Raw genomic sequence first — 16,538 nt, 5'->3', positions numbered from 1 at the left:
CCATGACGCTCTCTCCCATCCCCTTCCGGTCGTTCGTCCTCAAGTCCGCGAACCGCTGCAACATCGACTGCGACTACTGTTACGTCTTCAACTCCCCTGACCAGGCGTGGCGAAAGCTGCCCGCACGCATGAGCGTGGAGGTCGCCCGAGCGGCCGGGAGAAGAATCCGCCAGCACGCGGCGGCGCACCATCTGCGGACGGTGGATCTCGTACTGCACGGAGGCGAACCGCTGCTTGCCGGCAGACGGCACACGCGCGCCCTGCTGACCGCTCTCCGTGAGGAAATCCCGGCAGACGGCCCGGAAGTCCGCTTCGAGCTGCAGACCAACGGGACGCTCCTCTCGGAGGGGTGGCTCGACCTCTTCGAAGAGTTCGCGGTCACGGTGGGCGTCAGCCTCGACGGACCGCCGCACGCCAACGACCGGCACCGCCTGACCCACGCCGCTCGCTCAAGCGCGGACTCCGCCGAACGCGGCATACAACTGCTGCGAACCCGGCCTCATTTGTTCGCAGGACTGCTGGCCGTGGTCGATCTGGCCAACGACCCGGCCGAAGTCCACGACTACCTTGCCGCCTACGGGCCGCCGGTCATCGACTTCAACCTCCCGCACGGAACGCACGATGCCCCACCCCCTCGCAACAACCCGTCCCTCCCCGAGTACGGGATGTGGATGAGCCGCGTCTACGATGCCTGGCTCGCCGGGCCCCAGCACCGGCACACCGTCCGGATGCTGGAGGACATAGTCGCTCTCAACGCGGGTGTCCGAGGCTCCGTCGAGACCCTCGGACTCGCCCCACCCGCAACCGTGGTGATCGAGTCCGACGGGTCCCTGGAAGGCGTGGACACCCTCCGCTCCGTCGAGGAAGGCGCCTCCTGGCTGGGCCTCGACGTCTTCCACGCCACCCTCGACGAGGCGGCTCTCCATCCAAAGCTGCTGCACAGACAGTTCGGCAAGGATGCGCTCGCCGAGCAATGCCAGTCCTGTCCTCTGGTCGAGGTCTGCGGTGGCGGCTACCTACCGCACCGCTTCAGTTCCGCCCGCGGCTACCGCAACCCCTCGGTCTACTGCACTGACCTGGACCACCTCATCCGGCACGTCCAGGGGTCGCTGCGCCGACACGGCTGGGAACTGCGGGCATCAGCGCCGTCACCCCCATAGCTCTGCGCCCCGCATCGTGATGCCGCAACGCGCGTTGATCGAATCGGCGCTTTGACAACAAGGAAGCAGGAGGGCCCGAATGAACATCAAGATTCGCCCGGCCGGTACGGGTGACATCTGGGCACTGGCCAGGCTGATCGAAGAGATCGAGCGCTACTACGGGACGACCGAGATCCAGCCTTTCGAAGAGCGCCGATCCCAAGTCAAACAGGCCCTGTTCGGTTCCCCGCCACTGGCTTCCGCCCTGCTGGTGGAGGACGGCCGAGGTGACATCGTCGGTATGGCCGCGTACTCGTTCCTCTGGCCGGCCGCGGGTTCCTCCCACTCCCTCTTCCTCAAGGAGCTCTACGTCCGGGACTCCCTTCGTCGGCAGGGAGTCGGCAAGGCACTGATGAGGAAGCTCCGCGGCATCGCCGAGGAACGGCCGGGATGCAGTCGCCTGGAGTGGATGACCGACCGTGAGAACGAGGGAGCCCGATCGTTCTACCGGGAACTCGGCTTCGCCGAGTTCGACGGGAAGATCGTCTACCGACTGGAGACAGGGACCGGCGTCATCAGGGAACCGGCGCACTCCATTTCGGCCTGACCCGACCCGGACGTCAGGTGCCGCCGTGCCTGCCGGTGGCGGCGTCAGCCGTGGTACTGAGCCGGGCCAGGAACGCCCGCCGATCGGGCGGTTCGCGTCCAGTCAGGCGTGGAGGCGGGCGATCGGTTCCCGGATGTTGTCGAGGGGGGACGGGAGTGGGGAGGGGTGCGGGAGCGGTGGGCTGATCACTCGGACTCACGCCTCAGCTCTGGCGCGCGCCCGACCGGCTGACCGAGATGCGTGCCGTCGCCACGCTCATCAAGGAGCGTCACGACAGCCACGGAACGCCGTACTCCGCGATGGTCGTCAGTGTCCCGGACGGCGGCCTGGCCCAGGAATTCGCCAACGTCCTCGCCAGGGAGTTCCGGCTGCCGGTCGTGGAACTCGGCAAGGACGGGGTGCGGTCCGGCACGGACGCGGTACGCATCGGCACCATGCACCGTTTCAAGGGGCTGGAATTCCAGCGTGTGTTCCTGACCTCCGTCGGCGAGGGCCAGGTGTCGCACCAACGCATCGAGCAGTACCGGCTCGCGAACCCGGACCGCTACAGGCAGGAAGAACAACGGGCCCGCTCCCTGGTATTCGTTGCCGCCACCCGTGCTCGTGACGAACTCGTCTTCACGTGGAGCGGCAGGGCCAGCCGCTTCCTCCCGCCGGACGCGGACGACACGGCGTACCGCGCCACGGACCTGCTCAGGCAGGACGGACCGCCTTCCGGGTCATCGGGATTCGCCGAGGCCTGACCACAGATGCTGTCACTGCACCTGGCGGGTGAGAGCACCGGGCGGCCGACGGCGCGGCGGCGGCCGTGGGCGGAAAAATCGTGTGCGAGGGTTCAGCGCGGCGAGGTACGGTCCTGCTGTTTTCAAGGGGGACCAAGTGGCACAGCTGAACCAGATCATCGCCGTGGAAAAGGGCGTCAAGAGCAAGTCGCTCCAGGACATCACCGCGGCGCACCACAAGATGCAGAAGCCCGCGTTGCTGGCGGGCATCTCGCGGACGTACCAGCCGAAGGACGAGGAGGGCGAGCAACTGCCGCCCGAGTCCACGCGCGTACAGGTCAAGGCCGAGGACCTGCTGCGGGAGATGTCCGCGTCGCTGACGCGGCTGTTCGACGTGACGGCGACCAAGGACTGGGCCAACTGCACCGCTCGCGCGGACGTCACGGTCGACGGACGGACGATCGTGGCGGACGTACCGGTCAGCTACCTTCTCTTCCTGGAGAAGCAACTCACGGACCTGCACACCTTCGTGAAGAAGCTGCCTGTACTCGACGCCGCGGAGTCCTGGTCCCTCGACGCGTCGACGGACTGGTGGAAGACGGACCAGGTCCGCACGATCCGTACGAAGAAGGTCCCGCGCAACCACGTCAAGGCGGAGGCCACGGAGAAGCACCCGGCGCAGGTCGAGGTGTACTACGAGGACGTGCCGATCGGTTACTGGACGACGGTGAAGTTCTCCGGAGCGCTTCCGGCGCGGCGGGTGAACGAGGTGCTGGAGCGCGTTGAGAAGCTTCAGCAGGCGGTGAAGTTCGCCCGTGAGGAGGCCAATGGTGCGGAGGTCACCGACCAGCGTGTCGGGGACGCGGTGTTCGGCTATCTGTTCGGCTGACGCCATCCGGACGCAGGTAACAACCCACGATCGCCCCCGCGTGCGAGCGCGGGGGTGCGCACCAGGCGCGGGCCGGATTGAGGACCGGTTCGCGTGATGAGCGCAAGCTGAAACTGAGGTAGTTCAGCCTGAAGACGCGGTCACAGTGGAGGTTCGAGTCCTCCCCCCGGCACAACCGAACCACGGGCCGGGGTAGCCCAACCCGGTAGAGGCGGGCCGCTTCAATCTCAGACTCTCGCTCCAGTCTCAGCATCGCCACCGATCGCCGGATCGACCGGGGCCGGACGAACGCCGTCGGATGCGAGTTCGACTCTCGCCTGCACCTCTTGCGTGGTGCGGTAGTTCAAAGGAAGAACACGACGGCATGATGACTGATCCGTCCTCTTAAACGCCGTCGGCGTGCGCAATTGGGTGGCATCCCCAGGGGCCCGGGAGCTGGATACGACTCCCGGGCTCCGCCACGTTCACCCCGGCAGAGGAGTCTTCCCCGTCGTCGGAGTCTCCCTCCGCCGGGCGATGCCCGACTGTCCTGATCGGTACTGTCCGAGCGCGTCCGACTCCGCATAAGTTACGAACCGCCGCAAGAGCAACTTGAGGCCTGGAACAGCGCGACTGCACTTCACTCTCACCGACGCACCAATACCCGGAAAGGGACTGACAAGTGCGCCGAATAAGACGCGCCCTCTTACCTTCACTCGCCGCGACACTGCTGATCCTCGGGATCGCGGAGCCCGCCTCGGCACAGCAGGCCGAGAAACGGACAACCGCCTCCGACTCGGCCACGACCACCGCGGCCGCCCGGCTCTCGGGCGATGCCGCCCGCATCGCTTCGTCCGACCCCGCCGAAACGCTCGACGAGTACTGGACCCCGAAGCGGATGGCGAACGCCATCCCTGCCGACGAACTGGCGCCCGGAGCGGCGGACGCGGCGGACGCGATGAACGCCGCCGAGCAGCAGGTCCCCACCGGCACTCCCGGATCCACGTCGCCCGCGGCTCCCGTCGCGGGCGAGGACGGTGTCTCGGCCGCCCTGGTGGAGACCCAGGTCGTCGGCAAGGTCTTCTTCACCAACCCCAGCGACGGCAGGAACTACACCTGCTCGGCCAGCGCCCTCAACAGCCCGTCGAAGCAGATGGTGATCACCGCGGGCCACTGCGTCAACGTGGGCGGCCAGAACGGCACCGCCGGCCAGTGGATGACGAACTGGACCTACGTGCCGCGCTACCGCGACGGTGCCCGTCCCTTCGGTACGTTCGCCGCCAAGGAGTACCGGGCCTTCAACGGCTGGATCAACAACAGCAGCTTCCAGTGGGACGTGGCCATGGTGACCACCTGGCCCCGCAGCGGCGACAAGGTCGTCAACGTCACCGGCGGCCACGGGCTGAGCTGGAACTACAACCGCAGCCAGGCGGTCACCGTCTGGGGCTACCCGGGGAACCGCGACAACGGGCAGATCCAGTGGTGGTGCACCGGCACGACGCGACAGGTCTCTTCCTCCGACGGCCGCATTGAGCTGCAGTGCGACTTCGGGGGCGGGTCGAGCGGCGGTCCATGGCTGCGTGAGTACAACGACAGCACCGGCCTCGGCTACGTCAATGGTGTGATGAGCACCATCGCCGGCGGCGGCTGGAACCGCAGTTCCTACTTCGGCGACAGCGTCAAGGCGATGTTCGACGCCCAGGGCAGCGCGACGTAGACCGCGCACTCCGTTCCCGACTGGCGGCGCCCGCCCCGTTCACGGCGATACGCTGACGGGGCGGGCGTCGCCCGGTACTCGCCCGGCACACGCCCGGTGCTACGGGTACTCCGCAGAGCACTCCTGAAGGCCTGGAGGATGGCCATGAAGCCCTCTACCGCTCGCAAGCTCGCCCTGGCGACGGGAGCCGTCGCCCTGATCACCGCGGGGTTCGCCTGGCAGGCGGCTGCCTCGGACACGCCGAGCGAGTCCCCGGCTTCCCCGGACTCCGGCACGACCAGCGTCAAGACGGGCCAGGACCCGTCGGCGGTGGAGGAGTACTGGACACCCGAACGTATGGAGAACGCCGAGCCGGCACCCATGCCGGAGGACGACTGAGGGCACCGGGTCGAGGGGGCGAACGGGAGCGGAGAAGAGGGGAGAGGTGGGCTGATCACTCATGGGGGCAGCGTCTCTGGAACTCTTGAGGATCCTGGGTTATCGCGTGGTCCCGAGGGGTGGATGCGGTAACGAGCGCGGACGAGTCCGGGCCGATCCTTGGGTAGAGCCCGTATGCGGCGTCACTGGCGGTGACGCGATGCCGACGTCTGGACTGCCCCCGACTCTTTCGAGCGGGCGCACCCTGGGATCGCCGCCCCGCCGGACGCTGAACCGGTCACCGCAGGAAATACCGCAGTGCCAGAGGCGGGGACCGCGCGCATTTCAAGCACGCGGCGGGTATCAGGTAAAACGACAGGCGGTCCATAGGGTTACGGCCAGGCCGGACTCAGCACCCCTCAGTGTCCCGAAGGCAATTGCCGCACTGTTGGAGACCCTGCCACGCGGCCCCATACGGTCACCAACGCCCCGGACGGCGGCGTTTACTCCTCGAACTCGGTGAACAGCGGCTCCTGTTCGCCCTCCTTCGCCCGTCGCAGCCGCCTGGTCCGGGCACCGACTACCGCCGCCGTGACCGCCGCCGTTCCGGCGAGCGCCGTCGGGACCATCCAGCCGCGGTCGACGACGTGGCCGAGCATGTGGTCGAAGGAGAGGCGGCCGGGGCCCGCGACCGCGAGGCCCGCGGCGGCCAGGCCGAGCGTCGCCGCGTACTCGTAGCCGCCGCTCTGGTTGAAGAAGCCGTTGGGCGTGTGCACCGCGGCCGCGCCCGCCATCGCACCCGCGGCGGTCGCACCGGCCGCGGGCGTCGCGAGCCCGAGGGCCAGCAGCGTGCCGCCGCCCGTCTCGGCCAGCCCGGCCGCCGTCGCGCTGACCTTGCCGGGCTCGTACCCGACGGACTCCATGAAGGCCCTGGTGCCCTCGATACCGCCCCCGCCGAACCAGCCGAACAGCTTCTGCGTGCCGTGCGCGGCCAGCACCCCGCCCGCACCCAGGCGGAGCAGCAGCAGTCCCAGATCACGTCGGTCGAAAGAGGTCACGGTGGCTCCCGTAGCAGAGATGAGTGGCGGATGAGTGGCAGGCGAGTGCGAGTGCGGGTGCGGGTGCGGGTGCGGGTGTGAGTGGCAGGTGAGCAGGAGGGCAGGAGGGGTAGGACGGCAGGTGAGCGGCGGTGGCAGGTGAGTGGCGTGCCCGTGGGCGACAGCAGGAACATCCCTCCCGCGTAGCCACCGTCGCACTGATCACACCTGCCCGGCTCGCCCTTGCGACCGTTCGGGTGGTCCCGCCGTACGGCCGCCGTACGGAACCAGACCGCTCGGGTGGCGGGCTCGCGGCGGCGGTGTGAGGCTGGCCGACATGACCATCGCACCAGCCAAACTCAGCGATCCCGCCGTCCGCGCCTTCGTCAGCGCCGTGAACGCCCATGACCGTGAGGCCTTCCGGGCCGTGCTCACGCCCGACGCGACGATGTCCGACGACGGTTCGGAGCGCGACCTAGACGACTGGACCGACCGGGAGATCTTCTCCTCCAACGGCCACATGGAGGTCGACAACGAGTCCGACGGCGGTCGCGCCCTCATCGCTCACTACCGCAACGACGCCTGGGGCGAGATGCGCACCCGCTGGACCTTCACGGTCGACGACGACGGCCGGATCTCCCACTTCGAGACGGGTCAGGCGTAAGCGACTCGGGACCGGCCCGGCGTAGAGACCGGTGTTGATGGCAGGCGTAACGCCTGTTCGGGCGCTTGCCTTCGTGTGCGCTCCAACTCCTAATGTTCACAGGCATGGAGACCATCGCGCACACGAGAACACTGGGCCGCAGCGGCATCGACGTCAGCGCCCTCGGCTTCGGCTGCTGGGCCATCGGCGGTGAGTGGCAGACCCCGGACGGGCAGCCCCTGGGCTGGGGCAAGGTCGACGACGACGAGTCCGTACGGGCGATCCGGCGCGCCCTCGACCTGGGCGTCACCTTCTTCGACACGGCCGACGCCTACGGCACCGGCCACAGCGAGCGGCTGCTCGGCCGGGCCCTCGGCAAGCGCCGGGACGACGTCGTCGTGGCTACGAAATGGGGCAACCTGTTCGACGAGCGGACGCGCACCGCCGACGGACAGGACGACTCCCCGGCACACGCGCGCCGCGCTCTGACGGCGTCCCTCGAACGGCTCGGCACCGACCGCGTCGACCTGTACCAACTGCACATCTCCGACGCCGATCCCGAGCGTGCCGCCCAACTCCGCGATGCCTGTGAGGAGTTCGTACGCGAGGGGCTCGTCCGCGCGTACGCCTGGAGCACGGACGACCCCGCCCGTGCCGCCGTCTTCGCCGAGGGTCCGCACTGCACGGCCGTGCAGCACCGGCTGAACATCCTTCAGGACGCTCCCGAACTCCTGGCCCTCTGCGAGGAGTCGAACCTCGCGAGCATCAACCGCAGTCCGCTGGCGATGGGGTTGCTGACGGGCAAGCGGGCTGCCGGGCAGGCTCTGGAGGCGGGGGACATCCGCAATTCCCCGCCCGGTTGGCTGCCCGGCTTCCAGGCGGGCGAGGGTGCCGACCCGGACTGGCTCGGCCGCGTCGGTGCCCTCCGGGAGATCCTCACCAGCGACGGCCGCACCCTCGCGCAGGGCGCCCTCGCCTGGATCTGGGCGCGCAGTCCGCAGACGATCCCCATCCCCGGCTTCCGTTCCGTCGCCCAGGCGGAGGAGAACGCGGGCGCGCTCGCCAAAGGGCCGCTGACCGCAGGGCAGTTGGCCGAGGTCGAGGACGTACTCGGACGGTGAAGAAGTGCGGGCAGCCGTTCCACGGCCCGGAGCTTGCCTCGCGGTCCCACGCGAGGCCCGCCCCCATCCGGACCGCGGAACGGCTGCCATCCCCCCCTCGGGTTGGTCAGCGGGAGCCGTCTGCTCCAAGTGTGAAGTTCTGGTGGAGGAGTGTTGAGCATAAGGCCGCCACGTGCCTGAATGCACCGGATGAGACCATTCCGGTTGTGCAGGTTGAGGCGTTGACGGCCCGGGGGTGAGGGGTCAGCCGCGGCCCACGTACGGCATCGTCGTCGCCATCACCGTCGCGAACTGCACATTCGCCTCCAGCGGCAGCTCCGCCATGTGCCGCACCGTGCGAGCCACGTCGGCCACGTCCATCACGGGCTCGGGCGCGAGTTGCCCGTTGGCCTGCAGGACCCCTCTCCGCATGTGCTCGGTCATGTCCGTCGCCGCGTTGCCGATGTCGATCTGGCCGACCGCGATCCCGTACGGGCGGCCGTCCAGCGACAGCGACTTGGTGAGGCCGGTCAGCGCGTGCTTGGTCGCGGTGTACGCCGCCGAGTGCGGCCGGGGCGTGTGCGCCGAGATGGAGCCGTTGTTGATGATCCGGCCGCCCCGCGGGTCCTGCTCCTTCATCCGCCGGTAGGCCGCCTGCGCGCACAGGAACGCCCCGTTGAGGTTGGTGTCCACGACGTGCCGCCAGGCCTCGTACTCCAGTTCCTCGACCGGCACCCCGCCGGGACCGAACGTGCCCGCGTTGTTGAAGAGCAGGTCGAGCCGCCCGAAGCGCTCGTGTGCGGCGGCGAAGAGGGCGGCCACGTCGTCGGGCTGCGAGACGTCGGTCCGGACGCACAGGGCGTCGGCCGCGTCGGACGCGTCGACTGCCTCCGGTGCGCCGCCCGCCGCCTTCGCCTCCGCCGCCTTCACTGCCCTCGCCTCCGCCGCCGTCTCCTCCAGCCTCTCCGTACGGCGGCCCGCGAGCGCCACCGACCAGCCGGTGCGCAGCAGCTCCACGGCGACGGCACGGCCGATGCCGGAGCCCGCGCCTGTCACGATCGCGATCTTCGTCTGTGTAGCGTTCATGAGAGCGCAGAGTGGAGGTCCGCCATCCGGAACTCATCCGTCCGCCATCTGGCTGTTCTGTACGCGACAGGCCGCCGTCGACCCCGGCCACTCCAATGCCTCGTACAACAACCGTCAGGGGAGGGCCAGATGACATCCGCAGCCCAGCGACCGACGCACACCCCTTCACAGCACGCACCCGAACTCCGAGCCATTGCACGGCACTTGGGACGCCGCCGCTTCCTCACCGTCACCGGCGCGGCCGCCGCACTCGCCTTCGCCACCAACCTGCCGACCGCGGGCGTGGCAGCCGCCGCCGAACTGGACGCGGCGCGGATCGCCGAGAACCCGTTCACGCTGGGCGTCGCCTCCGGTGACCCCCTGCCCGCCTCCGTACTCCTGTGGACGCGGCTCGCCCCCGCGCCGTACCAGCCCGACGGCGGATTGCCCGCCGAACGCGTCACCGTGCGCTGGGAGTTGGCCCACGACGAGAACTTCCGACGGATCGCCAGACGCGGAACGGCCATCGCCCACCCGGAGTTCCACCACACCGTCCACGTCGAAGTCGGGCAACTCGCCCCCGGGCGCGTGTACTACTACCGCTTCCGGGCGGGGAGTTGGGTGAGCGAGACGGGGCGTACGCGCACCACGCCCGGACGCGGCGAGCGGTCCTCGGCGCTGAGCTTCGCGGCCGTCTCCTGCCAGCGGTACGACCAGGGGTACTACACCGCGTACCGGCATCTGGCCGCGGACGACGTCGACGTGGTCTTCCACCTCGGCGACTACCTCTACGAGTACGCCGTGAACTCCGTCGCCGGCGCCCGCGACTACACCGACCGCACCCTGCCCGACCACTACAACCACGAGACGGTCACCCTGGAGGACTACCGGCTGCGCTACGCCCTCTACAAGTCCGACCCCGACCTGCGGGCCGCGCACGCCGCGCACCCCTTCGTCGTCACCTGGGACGACCACGAGACCGAGAACAACTACGCGGACGACATCCCCGAGAACTCCGTACCGCCGGAGGAGTTCCTGCTGCGCCGCGCCGCCGCGTACCGCGCGTACTGGGAGAACCAGCCGCTGCGCCGCCCGCAGCGGCCCGACGGCCCCGACATGCGGCTCTACCGCCGCCTCCACTGGGGGCGGCTCGCGCAGTTCGACATCCTCGACACCCGGCAGTACCGCTCCAACCAGGCGAACGGCGACGGCTGGAAGGTCCCGGGGCCGGAGTCCGAGGACCCCTCGCGCACCATGACCGGTCAGACGCAGGAGCGCTGGCTGCTGGACGGCTGGGGGAACTCGCGGGCGGTCTGGAACGTCGTACCCCAGCAGGTCACGTTCTCGCAGCGCCGCAACGCCACCGGTGACGTCTACCAGGTGTCCATGGACTCCTGGGACGGCTACCCGGCCTCGCGCCAGCGCGTCCTCGCCGGGGCGGAGGCCGCCGGTGTCGAGAACCTGATCGTCCTGACCGGTGACGTCCATGTCGGGTACGCCTTCGACATCAAGCGCGACTTCGACGACCGGTCGTCGAGGACGGTGGGTACGGAGTTCGTCGCCACGTCCATCACCAGCGGCGGCAACGGCTCGGACAGACCGGCCAACTGGGACACGTACATGGCCTCCAACCCGCACATGAGGTTCTACAACGGGCGGCGCGGGTACGTGACGGTCGCCCTGGGGGAGGACTCCGCCCGCGCCGACTTCAAGACGCTGCCCGCGGTGACGACGCCGGGGGCAGCGCTCACGACGGTCGCGTCGTTCGTGACGGAGGCGGGGAACCCCGGGCTGACGGCGGTGTGATGGGGCCTGGACTGACGGCGGTGTGACGGATCCGGGGCCGACGGCGGTGTGACGGGTCCGGGGCTCACGCCAGGCTGAGAGTCCGGGGCCTACGCCGGGGTGACGGATCCGGGGCTTACGCCAGGCTGCGAGTCCGGGGCCTACGCCGGGGTGACGAGTCCAGGGCTTACGCCGGTGACGGGTCCGGGGCTCACGCCGGGGCGACGGCCGGGTGGTCGGCTTCGCCGAGCTCCGCGCGGGCGGCGGCCTCGCCGGGGTAGCGGACGCCGATGCGGTCCCGTATCGCGTCGAGCGTCCGCATCACGGCGAGGGTGCCGTCGAGGGGGACGAGCGGGGACTCGGTCTGGCCGGCGCGGAGGGCGCGCATGACCTCGTTGGCCTCGTGCTTGAGGCTGTTGCGGGGGCCGGAGGCGGGGTCGGCCGTGAAGGTCTCCGGGTCGCGGCCGTCGCGGTGCACGACGAAGCGGTCCGGGAAGAAGAAGCCGTACGGGATGTCGATACGGCCCTCGGAACCGGTGACCGAGGCGGAGGTGGCCGTGCCGCCGACGAGGGAGCAGTGCACCGAAGCGAGAGCGCCGCTCTCCCAGGTGAGCAGTGCACCCGTCTGGAGATCAACGCCCTCGTCGGAGAGCGCCGCTCTCGCCGCGACGTCCGAGGGCTCCCCGAGCAGCAGGTGCGCGAACGACACCGGGTACACCCCCAGATCCAGCAGCGCGCCCCCGCCCTGCGCCGGGTCCCGCAGCCGGTGCGACGGGGGGAAGGGGCCGGCCAGCCCGAAGTCGGCGTGCACCGTGCGCACCTCGCCGATCGCCCCGTCCCGCACCAGCTCGGCCAGGCGCCGGACCAGCGGGTTGCAGTACATCCACATGGCCTCCATCAGGAAGCTCCCGCGCCCCCGGGCCAGCGCGACCAGTTCCTCGGCCTCCCGCGCATTCAGCGTGAACGCCTTCTCGCACAGCACGTTCCGCCCCGCCTCCAGGCACAGCCCGGCGGCGGCCCGATGCGCCGAGTGCGGCGTGGCGACGTACACCACGTCGACGTCCTCGTCCTCGGCGAGCGCGCCCCAGTCGCCGTACGCCCTCGGTATCCCGAACCGCTCCGCGAACGCCTTCGCCGACTCCTCGCTCCGCGAGGCCACCGCCACGACCTCGGCGTCGGGCAGATCGACCAGATCGGCGGTGAACGCCGCCGCGATCCCCCCGGTCGCCAGAATCCCCCACCGCACGCGCTCGCTGTCCGTCATGCCCACATCCCCGCCCCTGTTCCGCTTGTCCTGTGAGCCCGGTTGTCCTGTGACCCCGGCCACGTCATTCGAACTGAGAGCATAGGTGGCGAACCGAACGTAGAGGGAGGGGCACATGCCCGAGCGTGGCCGTACCACGCGGGACCAGGAGGAGCACGAGGAGGCCGAGCAGCACGAGGAGCCCGAGGGGCACATACGGGATGCGGTGGCCGCTGCTGATGTGGCGCAGGCGCCGAACCTCGGCGCCCTCCGCCGTACCGGCCTCCTCGTCACCCTCATCCTCGGCGGCCTGACCGCCACACCCCCGCTGGCGATGGACATGTACCTCCCGGCCCTCCCGGAGGTCACGAGGTCCCTGCACGCGCCCGCCTCGACCGTGCAGCTCACGCTCACCGCGTGCCTGGCGGGCATGGCGGTCGGTCAGCTGGTGATCGGCCCGATGAGCGACAAGTGGGGCCGCAGGCGCCCTCTCCTCGCCGGCCTCCTCGTCTACATCCTCGCCACCGCCCTGTGCGCCGTGGCACCCACGGTGGAGTTCCTGATCGCCCTCCGCGTCCTGCAGGGCCTGGCCGGCTCGGCGGGCATCGTGATCGCCCGGGCCGTGGTCCGCGACCTGTACGACGGCGTGGCGATGGCCCGCTTCATCTCGACCCTGATGCTGATCTCGGGGGTGGCCCCGATCATCGCGCCCCTGATCGGCGGGCAGATCCTGCGGGTGACGGACTGGCGGGGGGTGTTCGTCGTCCTCACGGTCGTCGGCGTGGCGCTGACGGCGGTCGTCTGGACGCGGCTCCCCGAGACGCTCGCCCCGGCCGACCGCCACGGCGGCGGTGTCGGAGCGGCCCTGCGGTCGATGCGCGGCCTGCTCGCCGACCGGGTCTTCGCCGGATACATGTTCGCGGGCGGCTTCGCCTTCGCCGCCCTCTTCGCGTACGTCAGCGCCTCCCCGTTCGTGATCCAGGAGATCTACGGCGCCTCCCCGCAGACGTTCAGCCTGCTCTTCGGCGTCAACTCCGTCGGCCTGGTGCTGGCGGGCCAGATCAACGGCAAGATCCTGGTCGGACGGGTCAGCCTCGACAAGACCCTCATGGTCGGCCTCACGGTGGTCACCCTCGCCGCGACCGCCCTCCTCCTCATGTCGACGGGCGTCTTCGGCGAGGCCGGCCTCGCGCCCGTGGCCACCGCCCTCTTCGTCCTCATGACCGCGATGGGCATCACCCTCCCCAACACCCAGGCCCTCGCCCTGATGCGCGTCCGCCACGCCGCCGGCTCCGCGTCCGCCCTGCTCGGCACGTCCTCCTTCCTCATCGGCGCGATCGCCTCCCCGCTCGTCGGCATCGCGGGCGAGGACACCGCCGTCCCCATGGCCGTCGTCCAACTGGCCGCCGCACTGGTGGCCATCGCGTGCTTCATGGCACTGTGCCGTCCCTGGAACAGACGCACGATCATGGAGGGAGCGGACAGCTGAGCGCCCCGAGACTGCGCACCGGCACCCCGGAACGCGCCGGGCTCGACCCCGGCGAACTGCGCCATCTCGTACGCGAGGTCCACACCCGTGTGGCGGGGGAGCACCCCTGGGCCGCGGGCGCCGTCGTGATCGTCGGCCGTGGCCCGTTGATCGCCGTGGAGGAGGCGGTGGGCTGGGCGGTGCGGTACGCGGCGTACGACGAACGGGTGGGCGCGGGGGTGGAGCTGCCGCCCGGTTCCCGCGTACCGATGTCGACGGACACCCCCTTCGACCTGGCCTCGCTCACCAAGCTGTTCACGGCGGTGGCCGCGGTGCAGCAGCTGGAACGGGGCACCCTGGGCATCGACGCGCGGGTGGCGGCGTACCTCCCCGACTTCACGGCAGCCGCCGAACACGGCATCACCGTACGGCAGTTGCTCACCCACACCTCCGGCCTGCGCCCCGAACTCCCCCTCTACGACTGCCCGTCCCCGGCGGCGCGCCTCGCGATGCTCCGCGCGGAGGCCCCGACGGGCGTACCGGGCGCGTACCGCTACTCCGACGTCAACATGCTCCTGCTCCAGCACGTCCTGGAGCGCCTCACGGGCCGCCCGCTGGACGTCCTCGTACGCGAGGGGATCACCCGCCCCCTGGGGATGACGGCGACGACGTTCGGCCCCTGCCCCGGCGCGGCGGCCACGGAGGACCAACGGCGCCCGTGGGCGAAGGCGGACCGGGGGATGCTGCGGGGGCTGGTCCACGACGAGAACGCCTGGGCACTCGGCGGCGTGGCGGGCCACGCGGGCCTCTTCTCCACGGCCCGGGACCTGTCGGTCTTCTGCCGGGCGCTCCTGGCCGGCGGCGCGTACGGCCCGGCCCGCATCCTCGGCCCCGACTTCGTGGAGCTGATGCTGACCCCGCCCGGCCTCGGCTTCGCCGTCGACCAGCCATGGTTCATGGGCGAGTTGGCGGGACGCGGAGCCGCCGGGCATACGGGCTTCACGGGCACGTCGTTGGTGGCGGACCCGGTGACGGACACGTTCCTGGTACTCCTCGCGAACGCGGTGCACCCCCGGCGGCGGGCGGTTCCGGATCACGGGGTGCGGGTGGCGGCGGGGTCGCGGCTGGCTCGGGCGGTCCGGGGGAAGTGAGGGGGCTTCACCACACCGGGCAGCGGGGAGAGCACTTCAAACCATGGTCAAACCATGGTCGTGGTCCACCTGGACCGGTCGGCGTTGCGGCGGGGGCGGCGGGGGCGTCGAAAGCGCGCGGCGCTGCGGGGTGAGACGTGGTTGTTGTCCGCGGTGCTTGCAGATCAGCCCTGTTTGCGGGCCAGGATCTGAATCCCGGCCGATTCGTTGCCGTTCATGGTGGCCACGGTGATACGTCGGGTGCCGACCGTCTCGAAACCGGCGAGCAGAGAGGTGAACCAGCCGCTCGGGTGGTGGCGGCACACCGCACCGTCGCTGGTCTCGAACACCCCGTAGGCGCCGTAGCGTTCGGCGAAGCGTGCGTAGCGGTCGAGGTTGCGCTGGTCGTCCTGGAGGAGCAGGTCGCTGAGGTAGAGCAGCGCGCCGGGCCTGAGTACGCGGTGCAACTCGGTGATCAGCCTTCGCTGTGCGTCGTCGCCGGGGATGCAGGTCAGCACCGCGAAGAGCACCACCATGTCGAAGCTCGCGTCCTCACAGGCCACCTTGGGAGGCGTGTCCAGCACCGCGAAGCGCATCGCGGGATGCAGGGTGCGGGCCTTGGCGATCATGCCTGGTGATGTGTCGACGCCGGAGAGGTCAGTGAAACCCTGCTGTTGCAGGGCCTGCATGGTCCGGCCGTAGCCACAGCCGTAGTCGAGGACCGCGGCACTTCGTCGGATGCCGTCCAGCCACGGTGTGTGCAGCGGATGCGTGAACCGCTTCGTGGTGGCTGCGGCGTCCCAGTAGGCAGTCTGGCTGTCGAGGTCGGACACGGTGGAGGCCTCCGTCAGCGGTCGGGGAGGAACCCTGGAGGGTTCCGCTCATCGAGCCTGATATTTACTGAACGCGGACATCGGCCCCATCATGGGCCAGTACGAGGGCCCCCGTCGACGGACGGTCTCCTGGCCGCACAGCAAGCAGCGGCGGCTGCATCGTCCAACGGAGTGGCAGTGATGGAGCATTCGCCGAGTGAGGCTTCGGTGCCGGTCGAGGTGCGGTTCCGGGCGACTCTTTGGCAACGGGTGCTGCCCGTTCTGCCCACGGTCGTTGTCATCACGAGTTTCCACATCGTGTCCTGGAGCGAGGGAATGTATCCCGTTCGGCCGGTCGGCCTGGTGGTGCTCTGGATCGCCGTGCTGGTGCTGGGCGTCCTGTTGCCCTTCTACTTCGGCGTCACCCTCACCTCGTCGGCGGCCGTCGTGCACGGACTGCGCCGTCGGACCATCCTGTGGTCGGACGTCCAGGCCATCCAGGTCGAGTCGATCATGGGTACCAGGACGGTCGTCATCCACGAGGCGGGCGGACGCCGTACCCGTCTGCGGGCGCCCACCACGGGGTTCCTCGCGTGGGACCGCAGGTTCGAGGAGAAGTTCCACGTCATCGGAAGATGGTGGCTGGATCACCGCGGGACGGACTGGACTCCCGTGCCGCCGCCCAGGGCGTGGTGGAACACCTCGTCAATGTCCTGAGGGGAACTCTTTCGTCCCTTCCGCGCAATCGTCCGTCCCGGCCGCTTGCCCCATTCGTGGGCGATCTGGCCGGAGGCGCACGGCCGAATCGGCTGATGCGCAGTCGTACGATCTTCCCCGATCGATTC

General features: G+C 69.9%; 16 protein-coding genes. 12 read left to right on the top strand and 4 right to left on the bottom strand.

Translation table 11 applies throughout. The annotated features are described in order from the left end of the window. Positions 1–2: 2 nt before the first annotated feature. The 6 genes from ACWD3C_RS26570 to ACWD3C_RS26545 all read left to right on the top strand — a co-directional run bounded on the left by ACWD3C_RS26570 (position 3) and on the right by ACWD3C_RS26545 (position 5,431). The gene (locus tag ACWD3C_RS26570) at positions 3–1,160 is read left to right on the top strand and encodes an FxsB family cyclophane-forming radical SAM/SPASM peptide maturase (protein WP_451148075.1); all 1,158 of its coding nucleotides are present in this window, start codon (positions 3–5) and stop codon (positions 1,158–1,160) included. Positions 1,161–1,239: 79 nt separating this feature from the next. Then, positions 1,240–1,746, top strand: a complete 507-nt coding sequence (haaN, locus tag ACWD3C_RS26565; protein WP_451148073.1) for a cyclophane-containing RiPP N-acetyltransferase HaaN — start codon at positions 1,240–1,242, stop codon at positions 1,744–1,746. 236 nt (positions 1,747–1,982) lie between these two features. Next, a complete protein-coding gene (locus ACWD3C_RS26560; protein WP_451148071.1) occupies positions 1,983–2,489 on the top strand; it encodes a 3'-5' exonuclease in 507 nt (168 codons plus the stop codon). Positions 2,490–2,625: 136 nt separating this feature from the next. Then, the gene (locus ACWD3C_RS26555) at positions 2,626–3,357 is read left to right on the top strand and encodes a DUF7873 family protein (RefSeq protein ID WP_451148069.1); all 732 of its coding nucleotides are present in this window, start codon (positions 2,626–2,628) and stop codon (positions 3,355–3,357) included. A gap of 661 nt (positions 3,358–4,018) precedes the next feature. Then, positions 4,019–5,053, top strand: coding sequence for a trypsin-like serine peptidase (locus ACWD3C_RS26550; RefSeq protein WP_451148067.1), 1,035 nt, complete (start codon positions 4,019–4,021; stop codon positions 5,051–5,053). A 144-nt stretch (positions 5,054–5,197) separates the two neighbouring features. Beyond that, entirely contained in the window at positions 5,198–5,431 is a 234-nt protein-coding gene (locus ACWD3C_RS26545; RefSeq protein WP_451148065.1) for a hypothetical protein, read from the top strand. 482 nt (positions 5,432–5,913) lie between these two features. Here the strand turns inward: ACWD3C_RS26545 and ACWD3C_RS26540 are convergent, their stop codons facing one another. Beyond that, positions 5,914–6,468 carry a DoxX family membrane protein gene (locus ACWD3C_RS26540; protein ID WP_451148063.1) on the bottom strand — a complete coding sequence of 185 codons (555 nt, stop codon included), beginning with the start codon at positions 6,466–6,468 and terminating at the stop codon, positions 5,914–5,916. Positions 6,469–6,784: 316 nt separating this feature from the next. On the opposite strand from ACWD3C_RS26540, the gene ACWD3C_RS26535 reads away from it, so the two are divergent. Then, the gene (locus ACWD3C_RS26535; protein ID WP_451148061.1) at positions 6,785–7,111 is read left to right on the top strand and encodes a nuclear transport factor 2 family protein; all 327 of its coding nucleotides are present in this window, start codon (positions 6,785–6,787) and stop codon (positions 7,109–7,111) included. Between the two features lie 104 nt (positions 7,112–7,215). Next, on the top strand, positions 7,216–8,211 hold the full coding sequence (locus tag ACWD3C_RS26530; protein ID WP_451148059.1) for an aldo/keto reductase: 996 nt from the start codon (positions 7,216–7,218) through the stop codon (positions 8,209–8,211). 243 nt (positions 8,212–8,454) lie between these two features. Here the strand turns inward: ACWD3C_RS26530 and ACWD3C_RS26525 are convergent, their stop codons facing one another. Continuing rightward, entirely contained in the window at positions 8,455–9,276 is an 822-nt protein-coding gene (locus tag ACWD3C_RS26525; protein WP_451148057.1) for an SDR family oxidoreductase, read from the bottom strand. 129 nt (positions 9,277–9,405) lie between these two features. On the opposite strand from ACWD3C_RS26525, the gene ACWD3C_RS26520 reads away from it, so the two are divergent. Beyond that, positions 9,406–11,061 carry an alkaline phosphatase D family protein gene (locus ACWD3C_RS26520; RefSeq protein ID WP_451148055.1) on the top strand — a complete coding sequence of 552 codons (1,656 nt, stop codon included), beginning with the start codon at positions 9,406–9,408 and terminating at the stop codon, positions 11,059–11,061. A 190-nt stretch (positions 11,062–11,251) separates the two neighbouring features. On the opposite strand, the gene ACWD3C_RS26515 is transcribed toward ACWD3C_RS26520, so the two are convergent. Continuing rightward, entirely contained in the window at positions 11,252–12,304 is a 1,053-nt protein-coding gene (locus tag ACWD3C_RS26515) for a Gfo/Idh/MocA family protein (RefSeq protein WP_451148053.1), read from the bottom strand. A gap of 115 nt (positions 12,305–12,419) precedes the next feature. On the opposite strand from ACWD3C_RS26515, the gene ACWD3C_RS26510 reads away from it, so the two are divergent. After that, positions 12,420–13,772, top strand: coding sequence for a multidrug effflux MFS transporter (locus ACWD3C_RS26510; RefSeq protein WP_451148051.1), 1,353 nt, complete (start codon positions 12,420–12,422; stop codon positions 13,770–13,772). Further along, positions 13,724–14,902 carry a serine hydrolase domain-containing protein gene (locus ACWD3C_RS26505; RefSeq protein WP_451148049.1) on the top strand — a complete coding sequence of 393 codons (1,179 nt, stop codon included), beginning with the start codon at positions 13,724–13,726 and terminating at the stop codon, positions 14,900–14,902. Before ACWD3C_RS26510 ends, ACWD3C_RS26505 begins: the two co-directional genes overlap by 49 nt. 164 nt (positions 14,903–15,066) lie before the next feature. Here ACWD3C_RS26505 and ACWD3C_RS26500 read toward each other — a convergent pair whose 3' ends face one another. Continuing rightward, a complete protein-coding gene (locus ACWD3C_RS26500) occupies positions 15,067–15,714 on the bottom strand; it encodes a class I SAM-dependent methyltransferase (RefSeq protein ID WP_451148047.1) in 648 nt (215 codons plus the stop codon). 315 nt (positions 15,715–16,029) lie between these two features. Between ACWD3C_RS26500 and ACWD3C_RS26495 the strand changes: the two genes are divergently transcribed. Next, a complete protein-coding gene (locus tag ACWD3C_RS26495; RefSeq protein WP_451148045.1) occupies positions 16,030–16,410 on the top strand; it encodes a hypothetical protein in 381 nt (126 codons plus the stop codon). Positions 16,411–16,538: the final 128 nt, after the last annotated feature.

It is taken from the genome of Streptomyces sp. NPDC002845 (genome assembly GCF_053591955.1).
Note: the sequence above shows the minus strand (reverse complement) of the source record. Positions and strands in the feature narration are given on the sequence as shown.